Genomic DNA, 26,287 nt, shown 5'->3' on the forward strand with positions numbered 1-26,287 from the left:
GTGGAATGGCCGTCGCTCAACGGATAAAAGGTACTCCGGGGATAACAGGCTGATCTTCCCCAAGAGTCCACATCGACGGGAAGGTTTGGCACCTCGATGTCGGCTCATCGCATCCTGGGGCTGGAGCAGGTCCCAAGGGTATGGCCGTTCGCCATTTAAAGCGGTACGCGAGCTGGGTTCAGAACGTCGTGAGACAGTTCGGTCCCTATCCTCCGTGGGCGTAGGAGAACTGAGGGAGGCTGCCCCTAGTACGAGAGGACCGGGGTGGACGGACCTCCGGTGAACGGGTTGTCAACCAATGGCACTGCCCGGTAGCTGAGTCCGGTCTGGATAACCGCTGAAAGCATCTAAGCGGGAAGCCAGTCCCGAGATGAGTTCTCCTTTCGGTAAGGCCCCTCGTAGACCACGAGGTTGATAGGCCGCAGCTGCAAGCGCCGCGAGGCGCTCAGGCGAGCGGTACTAATCGGCCGAGCTCTTCTTTTCCCACATGGGCCGGATCGGTGCGGACTTCATGGTGAGGGAGGCGTCTTGGCGCGCTGTGCGGCCCCCAGGGCACGGCTCGGCCGTCCCGGGGATCGAACGCCCGACGCTGGTCGGCGGCCATGGCAGGGGAGGCACACCCGGTCCCATTCCGAACCCGGAAGTTAAGCCCCCGAGCGCCGATGGTACTGCGGGGCAAGCCCGTGGGAGAGCAGGACGCCGCCGACCAGCGACGGGCATTCGACAGGAGGGGGAGGTCCCGGGGGGCCTCCCCCTCCTCGCGTTTCCGGGGCCCCGGCCCGCGCGGGGAGGCAGTGTTTTGCGACTCTGGCACCTTTATCAACCATTTTTTTGGCATATCTGCCGTTCGCCTAATTATGCTAAACGTCGCGTAGGTTTCATGCTTAATAGCTTGAATGTTTAAAATAATTTGAAATTGCATTATGCATCTTAAATAAATCAATCATAAACCTACCGTTTGCCATGCGACACGCACTCTGCCTTTTATTTTTCCTGCTAATAAGCCATATATAGAAGGTGTGCAAAATTCGCTGTACCGTGTTCCTAGGGAGTGAGTTCGTGGTGAATGACAAGATGCTGCCAGCCAGTTCTTCTCAGGATGCGATTTGGGATTCCTTTCTGCGTAAGGACTTACTGCGCTCATGCAGACGACGCAGTGACGACGAGGCTCGTTGCGTCGTGTTTTGTTCTGAGTGCGGAATGGGAAAGACGAGACTTCTCAAGTCAATTCTGTCCATTGAGACCCGCGCGGGCTCTTGCGTCAAATACTCGCTTTTCGTGCCAGAGGACGCCAGTTCGGCGCCGGGGAGAATCGTTCGCATTGCCCGCGAGGTCGTTGCCTCCCGCAGGGCCGGCAAACGAGTGGCCGTGCTCCTTGAGGGCGTGCCTCCCGGAGACGAGTCGGACGTGGGTCGCGAGCTCCGTGCCATACGCAAGATGCTAGGTGCCGGAGCGCTGGTGGCGATGACCATCAGTCCTGATTCGGCGGTCTTGTTCGAGAGCTTGGATGACGCCATCAGGTTCACTGGCCAGGATCTTTGCATCCGCGACTTTAGCGAATTCCCCGACGAGGACCAGGCGTTGCACCTGTCGCATGGCGTGCCCTCCCTTTGTGCCGCCCTTGTGTCTGGAGGTCTGCTGGAGGGGCGATTCTCATCCGTTAGATATCTTGACGCGCTCAAGCGCCTGATCATCTCGCACTTACGATCGAGCCTGTCCGACGAGGATCTTATGCTTCGTCTTGCGATGATCCTCCTTGGTAGAGGCAGCTTTGACGACCTTGGTGAACTGGGGCTGCGACCTGATGGCGAGACCCTCCTTTGGATGCATGAGTGCGCTCCTGCGCTGGGAATCGACTTTGTGGCCGACGGATTCTCTGTTGTTGGAGCGGATGACCAGGAGATTTTCCCTGGGCTTGCTTCCGTGCTAGGGGAGTATGGAGCCATTGCGTCCGAACTCTGTAAGAGCTGTGCGGAATTGCTTGCGCGCAGAGGTGAATACGTGCGCTCCGCCATGCTCGCTCGGCTCTGCGTGGACGAGGATGCCCTTGCCCTGGCGGCGTCGTATGGAGTGGGGTATATCCTGTCGGGCCGCTTGGCCGAATGCGAGGGCCTTCAAAATGCCGGCACTCCCATAGGGCAGGACCTTTGCATGCCCGCAGTGGTGACTCGTCAGGCAATGCTGGAGCTATCGGGCACCACGTCGGAGTATGCGCGGGGAAGACTCGCGATGGGCTACGCGCGTACCGAGCTGGCGCAGGGGTATGGTCCCGCGACAAGGTACGTGAGCTTGCTGGGAAACGTTAGGGACGTGCTCTCTGGCAGGGTGTCACGCCCTCTCTGTGCGAAAAGCGCGGACGATGACGAGTGGTCACGTCTCCTGCGCCTCCATGCGACGGTGCTCGGACTTTGCGCAGGAGGAGAGCTGACCTCTGCATTCGCGCTGCTGCTCGACGAGCCAAGGAGAAGAAGCCCGAAGGATTTGCCGTCCGCCCTGGCGTGCCTCGACTTCTCATTTCTAAGATGTCTCATGGGCGAGGCTGCCACCGCAGAGGAGGAAGGGGAGCTCGTTGGGGCCCGGGAAGTCATCGAGCGCTGCTCGCCTAAGAGGCTGTCGATCTATCGCAAGGCGCTGGAGTCCTCCGCCAGCATCCTCATGGGCAGAAGGGAGTCCATAGAGGGGCTCGAGCTCGCCATCGCCCGGGCTGGAGAGTACGGGGACCTGCTCGTTGAGGCAGCGTTGCTCGTCTCTGGCGCCGTGGGAGACCTGGGGGCCGACTCTTGCTCGAGGGCGCACGTGCGTGCCACGCGCGCAATCGAGCTTGCTGATGCCGCGAATTCGAAATACCTCGCCTCGGCAGCCCGGTTGGTTCTGCTCGCCGCGCGCATAGCGATGGGCGAAAAGCCGCCAGTCCAGCGAAAGATCGTGGACCTGACGCCGCTTGACCAGCTTGGGGTGATGCTGGTGAAGGCGAGTCATGGCGAGCGCGTGCGCGTCGGGAGCATGCGCGGCCTCTCGTCAAAGAGCTTCCCGCGCGAGCTGTTGTGGGCGTTAGGCTTGGTCGCGACGCGCTGTGGCCCTGCTTCCGCGGCCCTGCGCCTGAGCCTTCCCGACAGCTGGAGTCGCGCACTCGAGGCCATTCCAACCCCTCCCGTTTGCATGGACGAGCGATGCGGGGGCGATAATCTAGAAGGGGAGATTGCCCTCGACGCCGCGGGGTTCTATCGACCTCCCGCGCGCAGGGCGAGCGTGAGGCTGCTGGGCGGGCTCAACGTGAGCGTGGACGGGATTGCCGTGCCCATCTCCCGGCTGGGCAGGAGGCATGCGGGTGAGCTCCTCTGTCTCCTCGCCATGGCAAGGGGCCATAGGCTTCGAAAGCACGAGGCCCTCGAGGCGATTTGGGGAGACCGGGATTACGTTCGTGGCATGCAAAAGCTCTACGAGTGCGTGTCTACGCTCAGGTCGATCCTGGGCGGTCGGCACGATGGGATGGACCCTCTCGTCAGCAATAGGACGAACGGGAGCCTGGAGCTCAACGAGGAGCTCGTCTCGGTTGACATAGACGAGTTGAGGGCGGAGCTCGACGGCGTATTCGAACAGGAGGGCAGCGATCGCTTCCTCCTGGCCCACGCGGCGCGGGCGCGCAGGCTCTACGGGGGCGGGGCGGTCATCGGGGCGGTGCCTGACGTCACCGGGGCATACGGGCGGCAGGCCAGAAAGCTGCGGAGGACGTATAGCGACGCCATGGTGAGCGCCGCCTCCGCGGCGCTCAGGGAGGGGAGGCCCTACATGTCCTCCCTCTTTGCCAGGTCGGCAATCCAGGAGGGCGGGCGCAGCGAGGACGCCACGGAGGCCCTTGTCAAGGCGCTGGCGATGATGGGTCGCTTCGAGGAGATTCGGGAGATGTGGGACGAGTACGCCCGCTCTGGCCGCAGGGGAGGGGCAGCGGCCGAAGCCGCATCGACGTTTGACAGGATCTTCCGCGAGGCGCTCGAATCGCGGGGCGACGACGAGATGGAAGGGGACCGCCAGCCTGACAAATGAGAGTTGCGACGCCTTGCGGTTGTACTGTCAGTGCGGTGCCGTTTTGGTGAGAGGACGCAACGGGCACGGGCGTGACGGATGCTATTGATAAAGTTAAAGAGCTGAAGACTCTTCCTTGGAACTAAGGTTCCACGCACGAAAAGGAGCGCCATGCCCAACCTTTTCTCGCGCCTCCTTTCCCGAGGCGCCGACAAGCAGCTCAGGGAATTCGAGAAGATCGCCCGAGAGGTCAATGACAGGGAGGCAGAAGTCTCCGCGTTGTCAGACGAGGAGCTTGCAGGTCAGACCGTGCTCTTCAGGGAGCGTTACGCCAACGGCGAGAGCTTGGACGACCTGCTACCCGAGGCCTTTGCCACGGTGAGAGAGGCCTCCGGGCGAACCCTGGGGCTTCGCCACTTCGATGTCCAGGTCATCGGCGGCATCGCCCTGCATCGCGGGATGATCGCCGAGATGAAGACAGGCGAGGGCAAGACGCTCGTTTCAACATTGGCGGGCTATCTCAACGCAATCTCGGGCGAGGGCGTCCACGTTGTCACGGTCAACGACTACCTTGCCAAGCGCGACAGCGAGTGGATGGGGCAGATCTATCGCTTCCTGGGCATGAAGGTCGGCCTGCTACAGAACGGCATGAAGCTCGACCTGAAGAAGCCTGCCTACGAGGCGGACGTGACTTATGGCACCAACTCGGAGTTTGGCTTCGACTACCTGCGCGACAACATGGTCACCCGCCCCGGCATGCGCGTGCAGCGGGGACACCACTTCGCCATCGTCGACGAGGTCGACTCCATCCTGATTGACGAGGCGCGCACGCCGCTCATCATCTCTGGTGCCGGAACGAAGTCGGCCAGCACCTACAAGGACTTCGCGCGCGCCGTGCGAGGGCTCGTCCAGGACGTCGACTTCGAGATGGACGAGGCGAAGCACACCATCGCGACCACCGAAGGCGGACTCAGGAAGGTCGAGGCCGCCCTGGGCGTGGACGACATCTATGGCGACATGAGCGGCCAGCTGGTAAACCACCTGCAGCAGGCGCTCAAGGCGCAGTACATGTTCCATCGCGACCAGCAGTACGTCGTGGTCGATGGCGAGGTCAAGATCGTCGACGAGTTCACCGGCCGCATCATGGAGGGCAGGCGCTACTCGGAGGGCCTGCACCAGGCGATTGAGGCGAAGGAGGGGGTGCTGATCCGCGAGGAGAACCAGACCCTCGCGACCATCACCCTGCAGAACTACTTCCGTCTCTATGACAAGCTCTCGGGCATGACGGGCACCGCCATGACGGAGGATGCGGAGTTCCGCGAGATCTACAAGCTGCCGGTCCAGGCCATACCGCCCAACAAGCCCGTCATTCGCGTGGATGGCAACGACCTTGTCTACCAGACCATCGACGCCAAGTTCAGGGCGGTTGCCGAGGACGTGGCACAACGCCATGCAAAGGGCCAGCCCTGCCTGGTCGGCACGGTTTCCATCGAGAGCTCCGAGCGTCTATCCCGCATCTTGGACAAGCGCGGCATCAGACACGAGGTGCTCAACGCCAAGTATCACGAGCGCGAGGCGCAGATCGTGGCCCAGGCTGGCCGAGAGGGAGCCGTGACCATCGCCACGAACATGGCCGGACGAGGAACGGACATCCTCCTGGGAGGCAATCCCACCGCACTCGCCGAGGACCTCCTCGCCCAAGAGGGCGTGCCCGATGAGGAGGTCACCGAGGAGCGGCGTGCCGACGCCCTCGAGCGCGCGAGGAAGATCTGCGCCACCGAGCGCGAGCATGTCGTCGCGGCCGGCGGACTCTGCGTCATCGGCACCGAGCGGCACGAGAGCCGGCGCATCGACAACCAGCTGCGAGGACGTTCGGGCCGTCAGGGAGATCCCGGCGAGACCGTGTTCTACCTCTCGCTTGACGATGACCTCATGCGCCTCTTCGGCGGTGACCGCATGGACCACGTCGCGGCTCTGATGGCCAAGTATGACATGCCTGCCGACATGCCCATCGAGTCGAAGATGGTCACCAAGGCGGTCGAGAGCGCGCAGCGCAAGGTCGAGGAGATCAACTTCTCGATGCGTAAGAACGTCCTCGACTACGACGACGTCATGAACAAGCAGCGCCAGGTCATCTATGAGGAGAGGAACAAGATCCTCGACGGCAAGGACCTCGTGGGCCATATCGCCGAGGTACTGCGGGACACCGTGGAGCACAACGTCGACCTGTACTGCTCGGAGGACATCAACGCCAGCGACTGGGACTTCGAGGGGCTTCTCAAGTGGGTTGCGGGGCTTACGGGGAGGAGTGACCTTCCCGAGCTCGACGAGGACATGGAGCGGGCGGACGTCCTCGAGGCCGTGTGCGACTACGTCTCGGGATGCTATGCCCAGAAGTCCGAGCGCCTGTCGGACGCCATCATGCAGGAGCTCTCCGCCCAGGTGATGCTGCGCGTCATCGACACGCGCTGGATGGCCTACCTGCAGGAGATGGACTACCTCAAGACCGGTATCGGCCTGCGTGGCTTTGGCCAGCGAGACCCTCTGGTGGAGTACAAGACCGAGGCCTACGCTGCCTTCACCGAGCTCGTGAACACCATGTACGAGGACTTCCTGCGCACCATCCTGCGCATCGAGCTCGCGCATGCGCCCGAGCCCCGCGAGGACGACGGCCTTCGTGGGGCAAGCTTCTCGGGTCCCGCCGAGGTCGACGGCGACCGCAGCGGCAGCGTCGTCGCCCGTGCCTCCGACGGCAGGCATGGTGCGACTCCGGCGGCTACAAAGCCCGGCACCTACCGCAAGGAGGATGACCCCGACCCTTACGTGGGCGTGGGCCGTAACGACCCCTGCCCCTGCGGCAGCGGCAAGAAGTTCAAGAACTGCCATGGTAGGAACCGCTAGATGGCGGACCTTACGCGTGCCGACATAGAAGGGCTCTCCGCCAGGCTTGACGAGGTGGAAGGCTACCTCCACCTCGATCAGAAGCGGGCCGAGGCCGACGAGCTCCAGAAGAGGAGCGCGGAGCCCGGGTTCTGGGACGACGCGGATGGGGCGGGCGGCACCATGACGCGCCTCACGCGGCTGCGTGACGACATCGACCGCATGGCAGGCGCCCGCGAGCGCCTCGACGACGTGCTCGCCGCCTTCGAGCTGGGCGAGGAGACCGGCGAGGACGAGCTGTTCGAGGAGGCCGCGAGCCTCAGGGACTCCCTCGAGGCCGACCTGTCCGAGCTCGAGCTCTCGAGCTGGTTCACTGACGAGCTCGACCATGGCGACGCCATCGTCACGGTGACACCTGGCCAGGGCGGACTCGAGGCCCAGGACTGGTGCGGGATGCTCTTCCGCATGTACCTCGCGTACTGCGGTCGCAGGGGATGGAAGGTCACGCTCAACGACGTCAGCGACGCGGAGGTCATCGGCCTCGACCGCGCGACCTTCACGGTCTCCGGAACCAATGCCTATGGGATGCTTCGCGCCGAGCAGGGCGTCCATCGCCTCGTGCGCATCTCTCCCACTGACGTCAAGAAGCGCCGTCAGACCACCTTTGCCGGCGTCGAGGTGCTCCCCGTCCTGCCCGAGGACGTCCAGGTTGACATAGACCCCAACGACCTGCGCATTGACGTCTACCACGCTTCTGGGCACGGCGGCCAGGGCGTGAACACGACCGACTCCGCGGTGCGCATCACGCACCTTCCCACCGGTACCGTGGTGACCTGCCAGAACGAGCGCAGCCAGCTCCAGAACAAGGCCTTCGCCATGAACATCCTGCGCAGCCGTCTCTACGAGCTGGAGAAGGCGAAGCGGGATGCGGAGCTGGAGGAGCTGAGGGGCCCCAAGCGAGAGATCGGCTTCGGCAACCAGATCAGGAGCTACGTCCTGTATCCCTATCAGCTGGTCAAGGACCTGCGTACGGGGGTCGAGACGGGCAACGTGGACTCCGTCCTCTCGGACGGGGACCTGGACAAGTTCGTCGTGGGCTACCACCGCTGGTCCGTCGGCGGGGGAGAGGGGCGATGAGCGCGCTGCCGCCCTGGAGGTCCGTCTTCCGGAAGTCCTGGCTGATAGTGCTGGGCTCCCTCGTCTATGCCGTCGGCATCGACTGCTTCGAGGTCCCCAACGGCCTCGCCGCAGGTGGGCTCACGGGCCTCGCCACCATCACCTCGGCCCTCGCCGCCAAGGCCGGCTTCCATCTGCCCGTGGGCATCCAGACCATCGTGATGAACGCGCTGCTCCTTGGATATGTCTACCTCACCACGAAGGACAAGGGCTACGTGGCACAGAGCGTCGCCGGAATGCTGGTCTCGGGCTTCTTCACCGACCTCCTGGCGCCGCTGCTGCCCGTGCTCGCGGAGGGGGAGCTCCTGCTTTCGGCAATCTGGGGCGGAGTTCTCGTGGGCGTCGGCGTGGGGATCGTGTTCCTCTCGGGGGGCAACACGGGTGGAACGGACATCATCGCCCAGCTCATCGCCAGGAGGACGGGCATGCCCCTGGGCACGCTCATAGTGATCGTGGACGGTGCCATCGTGCTCGCGTCGGCCCCCGTATTCTCCATCAGGAACGCGCTCTATGCGGGCGTGGCCATGTACATTGGCGGCAGGTTGGTAGACGTGGTGGTGGACGGCCCCAACATGGCCCGCGTCGCGTACATCATCTCTGACCTGCACGGGAAGATTGCGAACGAGATCCTCTACTCCATGGGTCGCGGCTGCACCGAGCTGCAGGCACGTGGCGTGTGGAGCGGCAACGACCGCCCCGTCCTCATGTGCGTGCTTGGCCGTACCGAGACCATGCGGCTGAAGGAGATCGTCGCCTCCATCGATCCCGAGGCGATCGTCTTCGTCTCCGAGGTGCACGAGGCCTTTGGCGAGGGGTTTGGGAGCCTCAGGGAGTAGCTGGGCCCTTCACCTCTCGGGCGAGGGGTTGCATGAGGTGTTGGTGATCTGTCACGGCGCGTGATGCGTGCTCCCGCATTCGGTATCATGAATAAGATTGCTTCGGATTCGATGAGGCGGGTGTTCCCATGCTGCTCGACCTGCTCAAGGAGAAGTACGTGAGGTTGGGCGTCAAGGCGTCCGACTGGCGAGAGGCGACGCGTCTCTCACTTGCCCCCCTCCTGGAGTCCGGCGCGGTCACGCAGGAGTATGTGGACGACGTAATCACGGGCGCCGAGCAACATGGTCCCTACTTCGTCGTCACGCCACGGGTCGCGCTGCCGCACGCTCGCCCCGAGTGTGGTGCGCTGGAAGACGCCCTGGGGGTAACGGTCCTGGACGAACCGGTCGAGTTTGGCAGTGCCGACAACGACCCGGTCCGCTACCTGTTCCCCCTGAGCGCCACCAGCGCGAGCGGGCATCTGGACGCGCTGGCGTCGCTCGTGGAGCTGTTGTCAGACGAGGACTTCTTCGCCGTGCTCGACGAGGCGTCTTCTCCAAAGGAAGTTGTGGACGCCGTCCGCAACGCGGAAAGGAGCAACTAATGTCTTCTGCCAAGTATCGTGCCCTGGTCTGCTGCCGTGCCGGCATGGGGTCCTCCGCCATGCTCAAGATCAAGTGCGACCAGGTCATTAACGAGGAGGGCTATTCCATCGCGACCGAGGCCGGCAACCTCGATGCCATCCAGGACTTCGACGGGGATCTGGTCATCACCATGAGCGACCTCGCGGAGGAGCTCTTGGCCGACGCCAAGATCGCGCATGTCGCCGGTATTCGCAACATCGTGGACAAGAAGGAGATCAAGGAGCAGCTCGAGGCCTTCCTCGAGGCCGTCGAGGCGTAACTTCACCGTTGGCCAACCTTGTTGTGGACGCAGGGTCCCGGTCGCATTGCTTGCGATCGGGACCCTGCCCTATGTTGAGGGGTCAAGAGGAGTGCGACGAGGAGTGGCGCCTAGTCGTTCTGCACCTCGACGCGCATCATGGTGCCAACGCCGGCATCCAGGAGGGACTCCAACAGCGAAGGATTGGCGGACGCGTCCGTCACAAGAGTGTCGACCTGCGAGGGGCTGCCGTAGCAGAAGCTCGAGTTGGCCCCTAGCTTGCCGCTGTCCGCCACGATGATGTGTCGCTCCGACCTCTCGAGCATGAGGGCGTTGATGCTGGTCTCATGGGAAACCAAGGTCGTCAGGCCCTCCTCGGCGGAGAGGCCCGAACAGCCAAGAATCGCCTTTGCCGCGCTCACCTTCGAGATGCTGTCGAGGGCAAACTCACCCGCCATCGACCATTTGGGGAGGCGAATCTCCCCGCCGGTGAGGATGACGGAGATGGACGAGGACGGCCGTGCCTGCAGGGCTTTGCCATTGTTCGTGACGATGGTGACGTTCTCGGCCCTGATGTGCTCGAGCACTGCCAGCGCGGTGGAGCTGGTGTTCACAAAGACCGTGTCGCCATCCTCCACAAGCTGGGCTGCCGCCCGAGCAATGCTGCGCTTCGCCATGACCATGCGCGAGCTGATGGGGCTTCCCAAGGGGTCTGCGATCTCTGCGATGCCATAGCTACGGTGCACGACACCCTGGCCTTCGAGTTCGTCGAGATCGCGCCTGATGGTGAGAGGCGAGACGCCAAAGCGCACGGCGAGGTCAGCGATGCGGCACCTGCCGGTGACCGTCAGATAGTCGATGATTGCCTTGCGGCGGTGGTCTACCAGGGAGCCACTCCTGCTCATCTTCTCATCTCCTCAGACTGCTTAAAGCGTTCAAATCAATCAAAGTATCCTACAAGCCGAGAAAAAGTGCAGGCTGGACGAGGAAGTCTGCCTGTGATTGGATGCCGTGCAAGGGAAGAGCTTGGTCAATCATCGCGAAATACCAGTTAAACAAGGGTAATTCGAAAGATTTCAAGTTGCCGCTCACACCCAAAAAACAAGCCGCTCGCCATTGCCTTACCCCCGCCCCCAAAGGATGTGTCCCAGCTTCTCAAATAGGTAAATCGCAGCTACATGCTTTGGAGTCCTTATATATGAACGATTAGAACATTTAAACGATAAAAAAGAAAGATAAAATCGTTCAAAACATAAATTCAGGTACGGCAAAATTCAGAAAAGGCATATAATTCTCCTGACAGCAGAGGGGCATGCCATGTCCACCCCTCGTTTGCGCAGCTACGAGTGCTCTGAAGGGGGGTGCAAGAAATGCTACTTCGCCAGCTTTACGAGCTCAAGCGCTACACCCTCGTCGACGGCCCCCTCGAGTGGAGGGACGCCCTTCGTGAGGGCGTGAAGCCCCTGATCGCGGATGGCAGCGTCGAGCCCGAGTACGCGGACTGCCTGATCAAGAACGTCGAGGACCATGGTCCCTACATCGTCCTCCTTCCCGGTCTCGCGATGCCGCACGCCATGGAGGGCGCCGTCGGAACCAACCGCTCCGCCATTGGCTTCATGCGCGTCAAGGAGCCCGTGCACTTCGGCGCGGAGGACGACCCAGACACCACTGCCCAGGCGTTCTTTACGCTCAGCGACGTCGATGCCGAGTCCCACCTGCAGAACATGCAGCATCTCGCCGTGATCATGTCGAACGAAGAGGTGGTCGAGAGGCTCAAGAACATCCAGAGCCCCGAGGAGCTTCTAGAGATCGACGCGCTTGCCGGGGACGAGTAATTCTCCCCACGCCCCAAGGCAACACCGGTTTTTAGTTAGGAGAGGAAATGGACATATTGATGGCAGCGGTCAACTGGTTCGCCAGCACCATTCTGTCTCAGCCTGCCTGGATCATCGGTCTCATCGTCATCGTGGGCTATGCCCTGCTGGGCAAGAAGTGGTATGAGGTCCTCGCGGGCTTCATCAAGGCCTCCGTCGGCTACATGATCCTCCAGGTTGGCTCCGGCGGCCTCGTGTCGGCGTTCCGCCCCGTCACCGTCGGCCTTGGCCAGCGCTTTGGCCTGCAGGCCATGGTCATCGACCCCTACTTCGGCAACAATGCCGTCGACGCGGGCGTCAAGGCCGCTGCCGAGGGCAACGCCTCCGTCAGCTTCCTGATGGGTGCCAACATCTCACAGTACATGCTGCTCCTTCTCTTCGCGTACATCCTCAACATCACCCTCGTGGCCCTGAAGAAGTACACGAAGATGCGTGCCATCTTCACCACTGGCAACGTCCAGGTGCAGCAGGCGGCGACCGCCCTCTGGCTCATCATGTTCTGCTTCCCGCAGCTCATGAGTGGTCCCGCGCTGGTCGTCATGACGATCCTCCTCGGCCTCTACTGGGCCGTCGGCTCCAACATCACCATCGGCCCGACCCAGGAGCTTACCGAGGGCGCCGGCTTCTCCATCGGCCACCAGCAGATGTTCGGCATCTTCCTGGCCTCCAAGGCTGCCGGCTGGATGGCGAAGCGTGACGATGCTCGTCGTGCCAAGAACCCTGGCAAGGAGTCCGTCTTCGACAAGAAGCTCGAGGACATCGAGCTTCCCGGCTGGCTTTCCATGTTCAACGAGAACATGGTCTCGACCGCCATCCTCATGACGCTCTTCTTCGGCATCATCCTGTGCGTCATTGGGCCCGAGTTCCTGATCAAGCTCTCCGACCCCGCACAGACCGACAAGGCCTTCCTGCTCACCGGTAACGCCGCCCTCAAGCCCGGCAAGGACTTCTTCTTCTACGTCCTCTACAACTGCTTCCAGTTCGCGGTGTACCTGACCATCCTGCAGCTGGGCGTCCGCACCTTCGTTGCCGAGCTCACCGCCTCCTTCCAGGGCATCACCCAGAAGCTCATCAAGGGCTCCGTGCCCGGCGTCGATTGCGCCGTCACCTTTGGCTTCGGCTCCACCAACGCCGTGACCCTGGGCTTCATGGCCGGCGCCGTCGGTCAGTTCATCGCCATCGCGGTGCTGATCCTGGCCAAGAGCCCCGTGCTGGTCATCGCAGGCTTCGTGCCCCTGTTCTTCGACAACGCCACCTTGGGCGTCTATGCCAACAACAAGGGTGGCCTGAAGGCCTGCCTGATCATTCCGTTCATCTGCGGCCTCTGCCAGGTCTTCGGCTCCGCCGCCATCGCCTCCTGGGTCCAGATGTACCAGTTCGGCGGCTACCTGGGCATGTTCGACTGGGCGGTCGTGTGGCCTGCGTTCACGGTCATCATGCACTACCTCAGCTGGGCCGGCGTCGCGGTCGTGGCTCTCATCCTCATCGCCATCCCGCAGCTCCAGTACCACTTCGCCCCCAAGGACGAGAACGGCAAGAGCGCGTACTTCCTCGAGGTCGAGGACTACGACAAGTATGTCGAGCTCCGCGACAAGGCCAAGGGCGAGTCCGTCTCTGCATAAGGCTTCACTCCGGTCCGACGGGCCGAACCGCCGGACCGGAACCTTGCCCCGCGTGCCATCAGGCACGTGGGGCAACATCCAAAGAGTGGGACCAACAGAAAGGAACTTTACGATGGGTGCAAAGATTCTCTGCGCATGTGCGAACGGCTCCGGCACTTCCCTGATGATGCAGCTCACCGTCGAGCGCGTTGCCAACAAGCTCGGCATGGACGTGGCCCAGGTCCATCACTGCGCCCTCGCCGAGGGCACCTCGACCGCCAAGAACTTCGATGTCGTCTGCTTCCCCCGCAACTTCGAGAACATGTTCGATGCCGTGAAGGCCTCTGGCAAGGTCGTCTGCATCCCCCTGAAGAACGTCCTCTCTGACAAGGAGGTCGAGGAGAAGTTCGTCGAGAACGGCCTCGACAAGAAGTTCGCCAAGTAGGACGCCTCGCCCAATCCAAACAGCTGGGAGCTGCACAGTATGAACTACGAAAAGAAGATTCTGGCAACCGACATGCCCAAGTGCTACGCCATCGGCATGTTTGACGCCGACGACTTCGAGGGCTTCGTGGTCGCGACCGAGAAGGACGGTCCCATCCGTCGCTTCGACCTGGACGGCAATGCGCACGAGAACGTGTGCGACGGCCCCGGAGGGGTCATGACCGTCATGCAGACCCCCGGGCGCGGTGACCAGCTCATGGCGACCTACCAGTTCTTCTCGCCCAACTTCGGTGCCGATGACGCCAAGATCGTCAGCTACACCAAGCAGGTTGACGGCAGCTGGAAGCGCTCCGTAATCTGCGACCTGCCCTACGTCCACCGCTTTGGCGTGCTCACGGGTGCCGATGGCCAGAAGTGGCTCTTCGCCTGCACCATCAAGAGCGCCTGTCGTAACGGGGTGAAGGACGACTGGCTCGTTCCTGGCGCCGTGTATGTCGCGAAGCTGCCCGAGCGCCTGGAGGACTACGACGAGGAACACCAGCTTGAGCTGACTTGCCTCGCCGACTACCAGCTGCAGAACCACGGCTTCTACTCCGCCCCTGACGGCTCCTTCGCGCTCGTCGGCACTGCCGCCGGCGTGTTTCGCTACGTTCCGCCCGCGAGCGACGGCGAGGACTGGACGGTCAGGTGCCTCGTCGTTCAGCCCACGAGCGACATGACTCCCATCGACCTGGACGGTGATGGCAAGGACGAGATCGTGACGATCTCGAAGTTCCATGGAGATACGCTCTCCGTGTGGCACGAGACCGACGTCGAGGACAAGTACGAGCTCGTGTGGACTGACCCCCAGAAGCGCGGCTTCCTCCACGCCATCTGGTCGGGTGACCTCTGCGGTAGCAAGTGCGCCGTCATCGGCAACCGCAAGGACGAGCGCGACCTCCTCAGGCTCCACTTCGAGGACGGCGAGTACGAGGTCGAAGTCATCGACCACGACCGCGGGCCCGCGAACTGCTGGGTCTTCAGGGACTCCGAGGGCGTGGACCACATCATCTCCACCAACCGCGAGACGGACGAGGCCGCGCTATACACCGTGCGCGCCTAGCGTCACGCCCAACCATGCCACCCGGCCAATCGCCGGGTGGCATACACACAACAAGGAGGTAAGAATGTCCGCAATCGACGACGTCACTCGCGAGGGTTGGATCATGAGCACCTTCCCCGAGTGGGGGACCTGGCTCAACGAGGACATCGAGAACGCAGTTGTTCCCGAGGGCAACGTCAAGATGTGGTGGCTCGGCTGCACCGGCATGTGGGTCAAGACCCCCGGCAACGCCAACATCACCATTGACCTGTGGACGGGCAACGGCAAGCGCACCCACGGCGACGGCAAGATGAAGGTCGGCCACCAGATGGCCAACATGGCCGGCTGCCGTGCCATGCAGCCCAACCTGCGCAACATCCCCTATGTCTTCGACCCCTTCGGCTTCCACCACGTGGACGCCGTCTTGGCCACCCACTACCACCAGGACCACATGTCCAAGGAGTGGGCCGCGCATGTCATCCAGTCCGGCATGACCACCACGGACGAGAACGGCAACGAGATTCCCGTGCCGTTCATCGGGCCCGAGAAGTCCGCTGACTTCTGGCGCAAGTGGGGCGTCCCCGAGGACCGCATCACCGTCGTCAAGCCCGGCGACAAGATCAAGATCAAGGACCTCGAGATCGTCGTCATGGACTCCTTCGATCGCACCTGCATCACCACGACCGACTCCACTGGCCCCGACCGCGAGGACCTCTGGGGCAAGTGCCCGATGGACATGGACGAGAAGGCCGTCAACTACCTGCTCGTGACCCCCGGTGGCAACATCTACCACAGCGGCGACTCCCACTACTCCATCTACTTCGCCAAGCACGGCAAGGACATCATGAAGGAGTACGGTGGCGTCGACGTGGCCTTTGGGTCCTTTGGCTGCAACCCGCTTGGCATGCAGGACAAGATGGAGGCATCCGACATCCTGCGCATGGCCGAGGCCCTGCAGGCGAAGGTCGTCATTCCCATCCACTGGGACGTCTGGACCAACTTCATGGCCGACCAGCGCGAGATCGAGGTCCTGTACCAGATGCGCAAGGAGCGCCTCAACTACAGCTTCCATCCCTACTACTGGCGGGTCGGCGGTGACTACACGTACCCCCTCGACAAGGACAAGAAGGAGTACATGTACGATCGCGGCTTCCACGACTGCTTCGACCACGAGCCCAACGTGCCGTTCCGCTCGGTCCTGTAGGCATGGCAGCGTAGGCGACAAGCCATGACGTTGGGCCCCGGACGTGCGCGAGCCGCGTCCGGGGCCCTCGTCTTAGGAATGGTCCGGCTGACGTCCGCGGCCCATGGCGCGGCTCGGGAAGCTTCGCGGCTGCAGGTCTCCCCGCGCTAGAATTGAGTCATCCACGAGGGCCGTCGTCGCGACGGCCGGAAGCATGGAACACGACGAGAGGGGTCACTATGATGCTCAAGGAACTGCGCGAGAAGGTCTACGAGGCCAACATGGACCTTCCCAAGTTCGACCTGGTCGTCTTCACCTGGGGCAATGCCTCCGAGCTCGACCGCGAGAGCGGCCTGTTCGTGATCAAGCCCTCCGGCGTCGACTACGACGAGCTCACGCCCGACAAGCTCGTGATGTGCGACCTCGACGGCAAGGTGGTGGAGGGCGAGCTCAACCCCTCCTCCGACACGCCCACCCACGCCTACCTCTACAGGGTCTGGGGAGACAAGATCGGCGGCATCGTCCACACCCACTCCAACTGCGCCGTGGCCTGGGCCCAGGCCGGTCGTTCCATCCCCTGCTACGGCACCACGCAGGCCGACTACTTCTATGGCTCCATCCCCTGCATGAGGGGCCTCACCAAGGAAGAGATCGAGGAGGCCTACGAGCTCAACACCGGCAAGGTCATCGCCGAGGGCTTCGAGGCCCTGGACCCCATCGCCCAGCCTGGCTGCCTCGTGCGCAACCATGGACCCTTCAGCTGGGGCAAGGATGCGGCGCAGGCTGTCTACCACGCCAAGGTGATGGAAGAGACGGCGCTCATGGGCCTGCGCACCGAGACCCTCTGCGGCGTGATGGGCAAGCCGGTCAAGGAGGCAGAGGCCCCGCAGTATCTGCTCGACAAGCACTACATGCGCAAGCACGGCCCCAACGCCTACTACGGCCAGGGGAAGTAGGGCGTCGCGCAAGGGCATGTCATCCGGCCGCGGGGCTGGGCCTCCGTCCCGCGGCGCTACGAAGGGAGCCCCATGGGCAAGAGCTACGAGCTGGGACTGTACGAGAAGGCGACCCCCCAGGACCTGAGCTGGGAGGAGCGTCTCCAGGTGACTGCCGAGGCCGGGTTCGACTACATGGAGATCTCGGTCGACGAGTCCGACGCCCGCCAGGCACGCCTGGACTGGACTGCTGCGGAGAGGGGCGCGGTGGTCGAGGCCATGCGCAACACGGGCGTGCCCCTGGGCTCCATGTGCCTCTCGGGCCACCGCAAGTGGCCCCTCGGGGCAAAGGACCCCAAGAAGCGCGAGTACGCCCTGGTCATGATGGACAAGGCGCTCGACCTCGCCTGCGACCTCGGCCTGCGCATCATCCAGCTGGCCGGTTACGACGCCTACTACGAGGAGGACGCTCACGCCGACTCCGAGAGGTACTTCGCCGAGAACCTGGCCAAGGCAACCGAGATGGCGGCCAGCGCGGGCGTCGTGATGGGCTTCGAGACCATGGAGACTCCCTTCATGGACACGGTCGAGAAGGCCATGTGCTACGTCGACCTCGTGGGCAGCCCCTTCCTGGGCGTCTATCCCGACGCGGGCAACCTGACCAATGCCTCGCTGATCTATGGCAAGTCGGTCGCGGATGACATCGCGACTGGCGCCGGGCACATCTTCGCGGCTCACATGAAGGCGACCGAGGCGGGCAAGTATCGTGACATGCTCTTCGGGCAGGGTACGACCGACTACGAGGGCGCCCTCTCCCAGCTCGTCCCCCAGGGGGTTCGTCGCTACGTCTGCGAGATGTGGTACCTCGGCTCCGATGCCTGGAGGGACGACGTGGCCCATGCATCCGAGTTCGTCCGCGAAAAGATCGACGCCGCGATGGCAGAGCTGGGATAGGCTATCCCTTGTAATATGGTGCCATCTGGCCACTTCGCTCAAGTACGGTGGAAGTCGCCCGTTGGCGGGCGCGTCGAAAGGAGCTCTTCATGAAGTTCTTCGTCGATACCGCGGACCTCGATGAGATCAAGGAGGCGGAGTCCTGGGGTTGCCTCTCTGGCGTGACCACCAACCCGAGCCTCTATGCCAAGACCGGCGGAAAGCTCGCCGACTTCGAGGGCCACATGGTCAAGATCTGCCAGATCTGCGAGGGCCTGCCCGTCTCGGCAGAGTCCACCGCCGAGACCACCGAGGACATGATCGCCGAGGGTCGTCGCCTTGCCTCTCTCGCACCCAACATCGTGGTCAAGCTCCCCATCTGCGAGGCAAGCTTGCCCGCCATGCACACCCTGGCCAAGGAGGGGATTCGCGTCAACTGCACCCTGGTCTTCTCCGCTCCCCAGGCGCTGCTCGCGGCTCGTGCCGGCGCCCGCTACATCAGCCCCTTCGTCGGCCGTTTCGACGACATCGGTGACGAGGGCCTCGACCACTTGGAGGAGATGATCGACGCCGTCCACAACTACAGCTACGGCTACTGGGACGAGGAGGACGGCCCAGAGATCATCACCGCGTCCGTGCGCACGCCGCACCACGTGACCCAGGCGGCGCTCCTTGGCGCCGACATCGCCACGGTGCCCTTCGGCGCGCTCAAGAAGTGCGTGCACCACCCGCTCACCGACCGCGGCCTCGAGCTCTTTGCCGCAGACTGGGCCAAGGTCACCGCAGAGGCGTAGGAAAGCACCAGCAGGTCCCGGTCGGCGTCTCTGCCGGCCGGGACTTTTTTAGCCGAGAGGGGCGCACCCCCCTTGGCAAGACAAGACGACAGAAGGAGACGCCATGGGCAATGACGAGCTCAAGACCATAGCCAGGGAGGTCCGCAAGGGGATCCTGACCGGCACGCACGCCGCCAAGTCGGGCCACCCCGGTGGGTCGCTCTCCGCGACCGAGATCTTCACCTACCTCTACTTCGAGGAGATGGACGTCGACCCCGCCGACCCCCGCAAGGCCAGCCGCGACCGCTTCGTCCTCTCCAAGGGCCACTGCGCGCCGGGCCTCTATGCCACGCTCGCGCAGAGGGGCTTCTTCCCCACGGGGGACCTCGAGACCCTGCGCCACATCGGTTCCCACCTGCAGGGCCATCCCAACATGAACGACACCCCCGGCGTCGACATGACCACCGGCTCGCTGGGCCAGGGCGTTTCGGCCGCGGTGGGCATGGCGCTGGCGGCGAAGCACTGGGGCGACTCCTACCGCACCTACTGCCTGCTGGGTGACGGAGAGATCGAGGAGGGCCAGGTCTGGGAGGCCGCGATGTTCGCCGGCAACCACCAGCTCGACAACCTCTGCCTGGTCGTCGACAACAACGGGCTCCAGATCGACGGGACCATCGAGGAGGTCAACTCCGCCCAGCCCATCGCCGACAAGTTCCGCGCCTTCAACTTCCACGTGATCGAGGTCTCCGACGGCAACGACTTCGACCAGCTGCGCGCCGCCTTCGCCGAGGCACGCCAGACCAAGGGCTCTCCCAGCTGCATCGTCGCCCACACCGTGAAGGGCAAGGGCGTCTCGTTCATGGAGAACCAGGTGGGCTGGCACGGCAAGGCCCCCAACGACGAGCAGTACGCGCAGGCCATGGCAGAACTCGAGGAGGCATAGCAGATGGCAGACACCAAGATGATCGCCACGCGCCAGAGCTACGGCGAGGCCCTCGTCGAGCTGGGCGCGGAGCACGACGACTTCGTGGTCCTGGACGCGGACCTCGCGGCCGCCACCCAGACGGGCAAGTTCAAGGCGGCCTACCCCGACCGCTTCTTCGACGTGGGCATCGCCGAGGGCAACCTCATGGGCGTGTCGGCCGGCATCGCCACCACCGGGCGCGTCGCCTTCGCGAGCACCTTCGCGATGTTCGCCGCCGGCCGCGCCTTCGAGCAGGTGCGCAACTCCATCGGCTACCCCCACCTCAACGTCAAGATCGGCGCCACGCACGCCGGCATCTCGGTGGGCGAGGATGGTGCCACGCACCAGTGCAACGAGGACATCGCCCTCATGCGCACCATCCCCGGCATGACCGTGGTCGTCCCCTCCGACGACGTCGAGGCGCGCGCGGTCGTCCGCGCCGCCTACGAGCTGGACGGTCCCGTCTACATGCGCTTCGGGCGCCTCGCCGGCCCCGTCTTCCACGACCCCGCCAGCTACGAGTTCGAGCTGGGGAGGGGCATCGTCGAGCGAGAGGGGACGGACGTCACCATCGTCGCCTGCGGCCTCATGGTCGCCGCCTCGCTCGAGGCGGCCGAGGCGCTCGCGGAGAGGGGCGTCAGCGCCGAGGTCGTGAACATCCACACCATCAAGCCCCTCGACGAGAAGACCGTCATCGCCTCGGCCAGGAAGACCGGCAGGGTCGTCACCGTGGAGGAGCACTCCGTCATCGGCGGCCTGGGCAGCGCCGTCTGCGACGCGCTCAGTGCGAGTTGCCCCACGCCCGTCCGCAAGGTCGGCGTGCGTGACGTCTTCGGCGAGTCCGGACCCGCGTTGGACCTGCTGGCCAAGTATGGCCTGGACGCAAGGGGCATCCAGGCCGAGGTCGAGGAGTTCCTCCACTAGGAGCTGACTGCCATATGGGCATGGCTGTGGCCCCGCGCCCCTAGGGGTCGGGGCCACAGCGTGCTTTATATGTGCGGTGGCTGGCCCCTAAGCTGCGACTTTGGGGCCATTTGCTAAAATGCACCGGAATCTGTCAGTTTTCGCTACGTAGAAAAAGGAGCTCTTGTGGCCAACCACTTTCGCAGCAGCGAGCGACAGGGGGACGAGGAGCTGGAGCAGCAGGCTCCCGCCGACTCGCAGGTCCCTGAGGTGGGTGCGGACGTGACGGGCGAGGAGCCCGCGCAGGACGCCGCCCCCCAGCCGGAGCCGCGCCACGTGGCGCCGGCTCCCGAAGAGGACCAGAACACCATGCCCGAGCAGTCGGTAGCCGAGGCGCCCCGAGCACCCGAGCCTCAGCAGGCAGGGGCTTCCGCCGCCGGCCTGACCGTGCGCGAGGACGAGGCGCAGGCTCCCGCCCAGCCTGGCTTCACCAGCGTGTTCGCCCCCATTGATGGTTCCAACGCCCCCGTGGTCGCGCGTACGGGGACCCCCACCATCTCGCTCAGAAACGTCACACTGATCTACCCCGCCCAGCCCAACAAGCCCGCCCTCGATGACGTCAGCCTGGACATCTATCCTGGCGAGTTCGTCTTCGTCGTGGGTCACTCCGGCTCCGGCAAGTCTACCTTCCTCAAGCTCCTCACGCGCGAGCTTCGCGCCACCAAGGGCAAGGTCATGGTCGCCGGTCAGGAGCTCACGCGCATGCGCAACGGCAAGGTCCCGTACCTCCGCCGCCAGATTGGCACGGTGTACCAGGACTTCAAGCTCCTGCCCGACAAGACCGTGTACGAGAACGTCTCGTTCGCGCTGGAGTGCATCGGCAAGCCCCGGTCCGTCATCAAGGCACAGGTGCCCGAGGTGCTTCGCCTCGTCGGACTGGCCGAGAAGATGGACAACTACCCCGACCAGCTCTCGGGCGGAGAGCAGCAGCGCGTCTCCGTCGCCCGCGCCATGGTCAACAGGCCTCCCCTGCTCGTCTGCGACGAGCCCACGGGCAACCTGGACCCCGCCATCTCGCTGGGCATCATGAAGCTGCTCGACCGCATCAACCGCACCGGAACCACCGTCGTCATGGCGACCCATGACCGCGAGATGGTCGATTCCATGCGCAAGCGCGTCCTGGCCCTTGAGGCCGGCCACGTCGTGCGCGACCAGGAGAGGGGAGGCTACGGCTACTATGGCGCCATCTAACATCGGCTACTCCCTGCGCGAGGCGGTAAGGCACTTCCGTAGGAACTGGTCCACCGTGCTGGGGGCCATCGTCACCATCTTCCTCTCGCTCTTCGTCATCGGGCTGTTCGTGATGGGCTCAGCGCTCATCAACAACCTCGTGGGCAGCGTCGAGGACCAGGTCACCATCCAGGCCTTCCTCAACGACACCGCCGACAAGTCGGCGGTGGACGCTCTGCAGAGGAAGGTCCAGGGCTGGGACAACGTCGAGTCCGTCTCGTACAAGAGCAAGGACCAGGCGCTGGAGGAATACAAGCAGACCATGAGCAATCGCAACGCCAGCGATGCCGTTGCGGCCCTCGACGGCGAGAACCCCGTCCCCGCCTCGTTGGTCATCACCCTCACCAACCCCCAGGAGGTCGAGTCCGTGGCCACCCAGCTCTCGGGCGACGCTGACTTCAAGGGCGTGGCGGACGACGCCAACGACCCTTCGTCCTCCGTGCAGTACGGCCGCGAGACGGTCGAACGCCTCTTCAGCGTGACCTACTACCTGCGCGTCGGCGTGGCGGTCCTGGTCCTGCTGCTGGCGTTCATCGCCTTCGTGTTCATCAACAACACCATTCGTCTGGCCATCGCCGCCCGCAGGCGCGAGATTGCCATCATGCGTCTGGTTGGCGCCTCCAACGGCTTCATCCGCGGGCCCTTCCTGGCAGAGGGCATGCTCGAGGCGCTCATCGGTTCCCTCCTGGCCATCGCCGTCCTGCAGCTGGGGTCCCAGGTCGTGCTCCCCAAGCTCCAGAACAGCCTGCAGTTCCTCTCGTTCAACCTGCCCCTCAACGTGATGCTCACCACCTACGGGGCCTTGCTCGTCGCCGGGCTGGTGCTGGGCCTCTTTGGCTCGGCCATCGCCATGAGGCGCTTCCTCAGGGTCTAGCCGGCAATCGAACCGCGGGCGCTGTCCGCGCATGAGCTCGTCTGGGCGGCGTGGCCTTCGGGTTGCGCCGCCCGTCTCATAGGGAGGTTCCATGTCCGTCAGGCATTCGCATGGTTCCGGGCGGCGGGGGAGAGGCACCGGCGTCCGCAAGCCGAAGGCCCTTCTCACCGGCACGCTCAGGGTGGTGCGCCCCGGGCTCGCCACCGTGCATACCGCAGAGGGGGACTTCGTCGTGGCGAGGGGAGGACTCCGCGAGGGCATGGACGGGGACGAGGTCCGGCTGAGCCTGGCCCGCGGGCACGGGAGCAAAGAGCGCGTGGCGTACGTGCAGGGCGTCGTTGCCCGCGCGCGCAACGAGTTCCTGGGCAGCTACGAGGAGGCCGACCCCCTGGGCGTCGTCCTTCCCCTGGACGGGCGCATCACCCACGACTTCTTCGTCCTCCCGCAGGACCAGAGCGCGCGTCGGCTGGGCGTGGGGCAGGGGGACGTGGTCGAGGCGCGCATACTCGAGTATCCCAGCCGCCATGCCGCCGGGGTCGTGACCATAGCCCGCAGGGTTGGCTCCGCCCAGGAGCTCGACCTGGACATGGAGGCGGTGATCGCCTCGCACGGCCTGGCGACGAGCTTCCCCGAAGTCGCACTGCGCGAGGCCGAGTCGCTCTCCCTGGACGTCGACGGCGCGCTTGCGTCCGACCGCCGCAGGCGGGACCTGCGCTCGCACGTCACCGTGACCATTGACCCGGCGGACGCACGCGACTTCGACGACGCCGTCGGAGCGCGCAGGACGCCCGATGGCTTCGAGCTCGAGGTCCACATCGCCGACGTGTCCCACTACGTGCGGTGGAACAGTTCCATGGACGTGGAGGCGAGGCAGCGGGGCTGCTCCTGCTACCTCGCCGACCGAGTCCTCCCCATGCTTCCGGAGCGCCTCTGCAACGGCCTCTGCTCCCTGCGCCCAGACGAGGACCGGCTCGCCATGAGCGTGTTCGTCTCGCTTGACGAGAGGGGAGAGCCTCGTGCGACAGAGGCCTGCTGCTCCGCCGTCCGCTCCAGGGCACGGTTGAGCTACGACGAGGTCGACGCCCTCCTGGAGGGGAGGATCTCTGCGGGTGACCTTCCTGCTGCACGGGGGGACCAGGGGGCCATAGTCGAATCCCTCGGGGTGCTCGACCAGATCGCCCGCCTAAGGGTCGAGCGGAGGCGCGAGCGCGGTGCCATCGACTTCCAGACGCGCGAGGCGAAGGTGACCCTCGACCAGGAGGGGCATCCCACCGGCGTCCGCGTGCGCGCCCGCACGCGCGCCACGGCCCTGGTGGAGGAGGCCATGCTCCTCGCCAACGAGGCCGTGGCGGACATGCTCTCTTCGGGTGGCATTGCGACGGCATATCGCGTGCACGAGCAACCCACCCACGAGGACCTCGCCGCCGCCCTGCCCATCCTGCGCGAGCTCGGCCTGGTGCATGCCGAGGAGGTCGCCGGACTCCTTGCCGCGGACCCGCACTCCATCCAGGGGGTACTGGACGCGGCGCGTGGCACCACGGCGGAGGTGCTGGCCAACGCGGTGCTCCTTCGCGCGCAGCGCAGGGCCGTGTACCTTCCCCACAATGACGGCCACTACGCCCTGGGCGCCCCCGCGTACTGCCACTTCACCTCCCCCATCAGGCGCTATCCCGACCTTGTGGTACATCGCAGCCTCAAGGCCCTCCTCGCCGGGGCGAGGGCGGGCCGTGACGTCGCACAGATGGAGTGCGAGCTCCCCCAGATCTGCCGGAGCTGCTCCGAGCGGGAACGCGTGGCGGACGCCGCGGAGCGCGACTCCCAGAAGGTCAAGATGGCCCAGCTGTTCTCCGACAAGGTGGGCCAGGACTTCTCGGGCGTCGTGGTGGGCTGCGAACGCTACGGGCTCTTCGTGATGCTGGACCAGAGCTGCGCGGAGGGACTGCTGCCCGTGCGGGAGCTGGGCGACGAGTGGTTCTCGTTCGACCAGGAGCTGCTCACGCTCACGGGCGAGGAGAGCGGGCGCGTCTGGAGGCCCGGCATGCGCGTTGCCGTCACCGTGACGGGGGCGAAGCCCTCGCGAGGGCAGATCGACTTCGCCTTGGCCGGCGGCGGGCCGCGTGCAACGGAGGGGTGCTAACGGGTAGTCTATGACCCTAGACACGGGACGAGGGGGCCTCCCCCAAGAAGGAGCCGACGTGAGCCAGACGAGCATGACCGACGAGCTGCTGCGGGCTGAGGGCCTGCTGGTGCAGGGACAGGCAGGGCAGGCGCAGGAGCTGCTCGCGCGCCTTGCGGAAGATGCGGAGGAGTACGCCGACCGCAACTGCCCCACCACCGACGAGCTGCAGTGGTTCAGCTTCCCCACGCTCTTCGAGCGCCTCGCGTACCGTCGCGTGGAGGACGACCCGCGCGAGCTGCGCGACGTGGGCGAGCCCCTCGACCGCCTGTACGCGGACCTCGCCCTCGCCTGCATCCACGAGGGCGACTACGCTATGGCGACGGAGGCCCTCAAGCACGCGGTTCGCTGGAACCCCATGGGCTGCGAGTACCGCCTCAACCTGGCGGACCTCTTCCGCATAGACGGCAACGTCCAGGAGTTCCTCGCCCTGAGCTACTCTGTCTTCGAGCGCGCGAGTGACGCGCGCCACCTCGCACGGGCCTTCCTCAACTTCGTGGGCTACTTCGTGGCGCAGGACAAGCCCCTCGCTGCCGCGTCCGCCTTGCGCGCCGCACGCAGGCTCGACGTGCGGGACGACTCGCTTGACGCCGCCCTCGACCAGGCTGCCGGCACCGACCACGACCCCGACCTGGTAAGCGACGAGCAGGCCGGGGAGCTCCTTTCCGCCGAGGGTCTGCCCGACGGCGCCAACGCGGAGGTGGCAGTCTGCCTGCTCATGTGCGCCACCGACGCGGCGGACCTCGGCCAGCGCGACACGGCGGCCCAGCTCACCCTCCGCGCCCGCGATCTGGTGGGCGAGGAGGCCGCCATGGAGCTGCTCAGGCTGATCCGCGCCGAGGACGAGGAGGGGGGCGACGGCAATGCCAGCTCCTACTAGGCGCCAGAAGAAGACCATCTCGAAGAACCGCACCGCCTGGCACGACTACTTCATCGACCAGACTTGGGAGGCCGGCGTCGAGCTCACGGGCACCGAGGTCAAGAGCCTGCGCGAGCGCTCGGCCCAGATCACGGACTCCTTCTGCATCATCCGTGGGGGAGAGCTCTTCCTGGTGGGGATGCACATCCACCCCTACTCCAACGGGGGGGTGTGGAACGTGGACCCCGATCGCAGGAGGCGCCTGCTCATGCACCGCAGGCAGATTGACTTCCTGGACGGCAAGCTCCGCACCAAGGGCCAGGCCATCGTGCCCCTGGAGCTCTACTTCGACGAGCACAATCGGGTCAAGCTGCAGCTCGGCCTAGGGCGCGGCAAGAAGCTCTATGACAAGAGGGCCGACCTCGCCAAGAAGCAGACGGACCGCGACATACAGCGCGCCCTCAAGGAGCGCAGCCGCTAGCAAGGGAGTTGGGCATCTGGGGCCATGGTTTGCCATGGCTTCTCGGCAGACGGCGTTGCCGCAGGTACTTTGCGTGGGGTATGATAATTGCGCCCATTCGGGTAACAAACTGGCGCGCCCGCGGGGAACGGGCGGCCAA

22 protein-coding genes and 2 rRNA genes are annotated in these 26,287 nt (G+C 64.6%); 23 read left to right on the forward strand and 1 reads right to left on the reverse strand.

Annotation, left to right across the window (positions count from 1 at the left end):
• From ACMPH2_RS06100 to ACMPH2_RS06135, 8 genes are all read left to right on the forward strand, one after another.
• A 23S ribosomal RNA gene (locus ACMPH2_RS06100) occupies positions 1 to 483 on the forward strand; the annotation flags it as partial.
• A gap of 109 nt (positions 484 to 592) precedes the next feature.
• Positions 593 to 708, forward strand: a 5S ribosomal RNA gene (rrf, locus tag ACMPH2_RS06105).
• 1,821 nt (positions 709 to 2,529) lie between these two features.
• On the forward strand, positions 2,530 to 4,044 hold the full coding sequence (locus ACMPH2_RS06110) for an AfsR/SARP family transcriptional regulator (RefSeq protein ID WP_417118912.1): 1,515 nt from the start codon (positions 2,530 to 2,532) through the stop codon (positions 4,042 to 4,044).
• A gap of 150 nt (positions 4,045 to 4,194) precedes the next feature.
• Positions 4,195 to 6,924: a preprotein translocase subunit SecA gene (gene secA / locus ACMPH2_RS06115; RefSeq protein WP_417118913.1), complete on the forward strand. Its 2,730-nt coding sequence runs from the start codon at positions 4,195 to 4,197 to the stop codon at positions 6,922 to 6,924.
• A complete protein-coding gene (gene prfB, locus ACMPH2_RS06120) occupies positions 6,925 to 8,040 on the forward strand; it encodes a peptide chain release factor 2 (protein WP_062529288.1) in 1,116 nt (371 codons plus the stop codon).
• Positions 8,037 to 8,915: a YitT family protein gene (locus tag ACMPH2_RS06125; RefSeq protein ID WP_062529290.1), complete on the forward strand. Its 879-nt coding sequence runs from the start codon at positions 8,037 to 8,039 to the stop codon at positions 8,913 to 8,915. The genes prfB and ACMPH2_RS06125 overlap by 4 nt, the downstream gene beginning before the upstream one ends.
• Positions 8,916 to 9,043: 128 nt before the next feature.
• Positions 9,044 to 9,499, forward strand: coding sequence for a PTS sugar transporter subunit IIA (locus tag ACMPH2_RS06130; protein WP_009278167.1), 456 nt, complete (start codon positions 9,044 to 9,046; stop codon positions 9,497 to 9,499).
• Positions 9,499 to 9,798: a PTS sugar transporter subunit IIB gene (locus tag ACMPH2_RS06135; RefSeq protein ID WP_062529292.1), complete on the forward strand. Its 300-nt coding sequence runs from the start codon at positions 9,499 to 9,501 to the stop codon at positions 9,796 to 9,798. Before ACMPH2_RS06130 ends, ACMPH2_RS06135 begins: the two co-directional genes overlap by 1 nt.
• 110 nt (positions 9,799 to 9,908) lie before the next feature.
• On the opposite strand, the gene ACMPH2_RS06140 is transcribed toward ACMPH2_RS06135, so the two are convergent.
• A complete protein-coding gene (locus ACMPH2_RS06140) occupies positions 9,909 to 10,682 on the reverse strand; it encodes a DeoR/GlpR family DNA-binding transcription regulator (protein ID WP_062529294.1) in 774 nt (257 codons plus the stop codon).
• Positions 10,683 to 11,147: 465 nt separating this feature from the next.
• Here ACMPH2_RS06140 and ACMPH2_RS06145 point away from each other — a divergent pair, with 465 nt between their 5' ends.
• The 15 genes from ACMPH2_RS06145 to smpB all read left to right on the forward strand — a co-directional run bounded on the left by ACMPH2_RS06145 (position 11,148) and on the right by smpB (position 26,148).
• Complete coding sequence (locus ACMPH2_RS06145; RefSeq protein WP_062529296.1) at positions 11,148 to 11,612, forward strand: PTS sugar transporter subunit IIA; 465 nt, start codon at positions 11,148 to 11,150, stop codon at positions 11,610 to 11,612.
• Between the two features lie 47 nt (positions 11,613 to 11,659).
• Positions 11,660 to 13,273 (forward strand): PTS ascorbate transporter subunit IIC, encoded by a 1,614-nt coding sequence (locus ACMPH2_RS06150; protein ID WP_062529298.1) that lies wholly within the window; start codon positions 11,660 to 11,662, stop codon positions 13,271 to 13,273.
• Positions 13,274 to 13,385: 112 nt separating this feature from the next.
• On the forward strand, positions 13,386 to 13,697 hold the full coding sequence (locus ACMPH2_RS06155) for a PTS sugar transporter subunit IIB (RefSeq protein ID WP_417118914.1): 312 nt from the start codon (positions 13,386 to 13,388) through the stop codon (positions 13,695 to 13,697).
• Positions 13,698 to 13,736: 39 nt separating this feature from the next.
• Complete coding sequence (locus ACMPH2_RS06160; protein WP_072500205.1) at positions 13,737 to 14,798, forward strand: hypothetical protein; 1,062 nt, start codon at positions 13,737 to 13,739, stop codon at positions 14,796 to 14,798.
• A 64-nt stretch (positions 14,799 to 14,862) separates the two neighbouring features.
• A complete protein-coding gene (gene ulaG / locus ACMPH2_RS06165) occupies positions 14,863 to 15,981 on the forward strand; it encodes an L-ascorbate 6-phosphate lactonase (RefSeq protein WP_417118915.1) in 1,119 nt (372 codons plus the stop codon).
• Positions 15,982 to 16,199: 218 nt separating this feature from the next.
• Complete coding sequence (locus ACMPH2_RS06170; RefSeq protein ID WP_417118916.1) at positions 16,200 to 16,916, forward strand: L-ribulose-5-phosphate 4-epimerase; 717 nt, start codon at positions 16,200 to 16,202, stop codon at positions 16,914 to 16,916.
• A gap of 72 nt (positions 16,917 to 16,988) precedes the next feature.
• Positions 16,989 to 17,849 carry an L-ribulose-5-phosphate 3-epimerase gene (locus ACMPH2_RS06175; RefSeq protein WP_417118917.1) on the forward strand — a complete coding sequence of 287 codons (861 nt, stop codon included), beginning with the start codon at positions 16,989 to 16,991 and terminating at the stop codon, positions 17,847 to 17,849.
• Between the two features lie 89 nt (positions 17,850 to 17,938).
• Positions 17,939 to 18,622, forward strand: coding sequence for a transaldolase family protein (locus ACMPH2_RS06180; protein WP_009278162.1), 684 nt, complete (start codon positions 17,939 to 17,941; stop codon positions 18,620 to 18,622).
• A 103-nt stretch (positions 18,623 to 18,725) separates the two neighbouring features.
• Complete coding sequence (locus ACMPH2_RS06185) at positions 18,726 to 19,544, forward strand: transketolase (RefSeq protein WP_417118918.1); 819 nt, start codon at positions 18,726 to 18,728, stop codon at positions 19,542 to 19,544.
• A 3-nt stretch (positions 19,545 to 19,547) separates the two neighbouring features.
• Complete coding sequence (locus tag ACMPH2_RS06190; protein WP_417118919.1) at positions 19,548 to 20,489, forward strand: transketolase family protein; 942 nt, start codon at positions 19,548 to 19,550, stop codon at positions 20,487 to 20,489.
• A gap of 165 nt (positions 20,490 to 20,654) precedes the next feature.
• On the forward strand, positions 20,655 to 21,719 hold the full coding sequence (ftsE, locus tag ACMPH2_RS06195; protein ID WP_062529309.1) for a cell division ATP-binding protein FtsE: 1,065 nt from the start codon (positions 20,655 to 20,657) through the stop codon (positions 21,717 to 21,719).
• On the forward strand, positions 21,706 to 22,632 hold the full coding sequence (gene ftsX, locus ACMPH2_RS06200; RefSeq protein ID WP_417118920.1) for a permease-like cell division protein FtsX: 927 nt from the start codon (positions 21,706 to 21,708) through the stop codon (positions 22,630 to 22,632). Before ftsE ends, ftsX begins: the two co-directional genes overlap by 14 nt.
• A gap of 91 nt (positions 22,633 to 22,723) precedes the next feature.
• A complete protein-coding gene (locus tag ACMPH2_RS06205; RefSeq protein WP_417118921.1) occupies positions 22,724 to 24,769 on the forward strand; it encodes a ribonuclease R family protein in 2,046 nt (681 codons plus the stop codon).
• 58 nt (positions 24,770 to 24,827) lie between these two features.
• Positions 24,828 to 25,688, forward strand: a complete 861-nt coding sequence (locus tag ACMPH2_RS06210; RefSeq protein ID WP_417118922.1) for a hypothetical protein — start codon at positions 24,828 to 24,830, stop codon at positions 25,686 to 25,688.
• Positions 25,672 to 26,148, forward strand: a complete 477-nt coding sequence (gene smpB, locus ACMPH2_RS06215) for an SsrA-binding protein SmpB (RefSeq protein ID WP_009278155.1) — start codon at positions 25,672 to 25,674, stop codon at positions 26,146 to 26,148. Before ACMPH2_RS06210 ends, smpB begins: the two co-directional genes overlap by 17 nt.
• The last annotated feature ends 139 nt before the right edge of the window (positions 26,149 to 26,287 follow it).

Source organism: Olsenella phocaeensis, assembly GCF_048189965.1.
Taxonomy (GTDB): Bacteria; Actinomycetota; Coriobacteriia; order Coriobacteriales; family Atopobiaceae; genus Olsenella_I; species Olsenella_I phocaeensis.

Bases quoted from the DNA above. Each gene is read 5' to 3' on its own strand.
- ACMPH2_RS06110 (WP_417118912.1), top strand. From the start codon at position 2,530: ATGGGCGAGGCTGCCACCGCAGAGGAGGAAGGGGAGCTCGTTGGGGCC.
- secA (WP_417118913.1), top strand. From the start codon at position 4,195: ATGCCCAACCTTTTCTCGCGCCTCCTTTCCCGAGGCGCCGACAAGCAG.
- prfB (WP_062529288.1), top strand. From the start codon at position 6,925: ATGGCGGACCTTACGCGTGCCGACATAGAAGGGCTCTCCGCCAGGCTT.
- ACMPH2_RS06125 (WP_062529290.1), top strand. From the start codon at position 8,037: ATGAGCGCGCTGCCGCCCTGGAGGTCCGTCTTCCGGAAGTCCTGGCTG.
- ACMPH2_RS06130 (WP_009278167.1), top strand. From the start codon at position 9,044: ATGCTGCTCGACCTGCTCAAGGAGAAGTACGTGAGGTTGGGCGTCAAG.
- ACMPH2_RS06135 (WP_062529292.1), top strand. From the start codon at position 9,499: ATGTCTTCTGCCAAGTATCGTGCCCTGGTCTGCTGCCGTGCCGGCATG.
- ACMPH2_RS06140 (WP_062529294.1), bottom strand. From the start codon at position 10,682: ATGAGCAGGAGTGGCTCCCTGGTAGACCACCGCCGCAAGGCAATCATC.
- ACMPH2_RS06145 (WP_062529296.1), top strand. From the start codon at position 11,148: ATGCTACTTCGCCAGCTTTACGAGCTCAAGCGCTACACCCTCGTCGAC.
- ACMPH2_RS06150 (WP_062529298.1), top strand. From the start codon at position 11,660: ATGGACATATTGATGGCAGCGGTCAACTGGTTCGCCAGCACCATTCTG.
- ACMPH2_RS06155 (WP_417118914.1), top strand. From the start codon at position 13,386: ATGGGTGCAAAGATTCTCTGCGCATGTGCGAACGGCTCCGGCACTTCC.
- ACMPH2_RS06160 (WP_072500205.1), top strand. From the start codon at position 13,737: ATGAACTACGAAAAGAAGATTCTGGCAACCGACATGCCCAAGTGCTAC.
- ulaG (WP_417118915.1), top strand. From the start codon at position 14,863: ATGTCCGCAATCGACGACGTCACTCGCGAGGGTTGGATCATGAGCACC.
- ACMPH2_RS06170 (WP_417118916.1), top strand. From the start codon at position 16,200: ATGATGCTCAAGGAACTGCGCGAGAAGGTCTACGAGGCCAACATGGAC.
- ACMPH2_RS06175 (WP_417118917.1), top strand. From the start codon at position 16,989: ATGGGCAAGAGCTACGAGCTGGGACTGTACGAGAAGGCGACCCCCCAG.
- ACMPH2_RS06180 (WP_009278162.1), top strand. From the start codon at position 17,939: ATGAAGTTCTTCGTCGATACCGCGGACCTCGATGAGATCAAGGAGGCG.
- ACMPH2_RS06185 (WP_417118918.1), top strand. From the start codon at position 18,726: ATGGGCAATGACGAGCTCAAGACCATAGCCAGGGAGGTCCGCAAGGGG.
- ACMPH2_RS06190 (WP_417118919.1), top strand. From the start codon at position 19,548: ATGGCAGACACCAAGATGATCGCCACGCGCCAGAGCTACGGCGAGGCC.
- ftsX (WP_417118920.1), top strand. From the start codon at position 21,706: ATGGCGCCATCTAACATCGGCTACTCCCTGCGCGAGGCGGTAAGGCAC.
- ACMPH2_RS06205 (WP_417118921.1), top strand. From the start codon at position 22,724: ATGTCCGTCAGGCATTCGCATGGTTCCGGGCGGCGGGGGAGAGGCACC.
- smpB (WP_009278155.1), top strand. From the start codon at position 25,672: ATGCCAGCTCCTACTAGGCGCCAGAAGAAGACCATCTCGAAGAACCGC.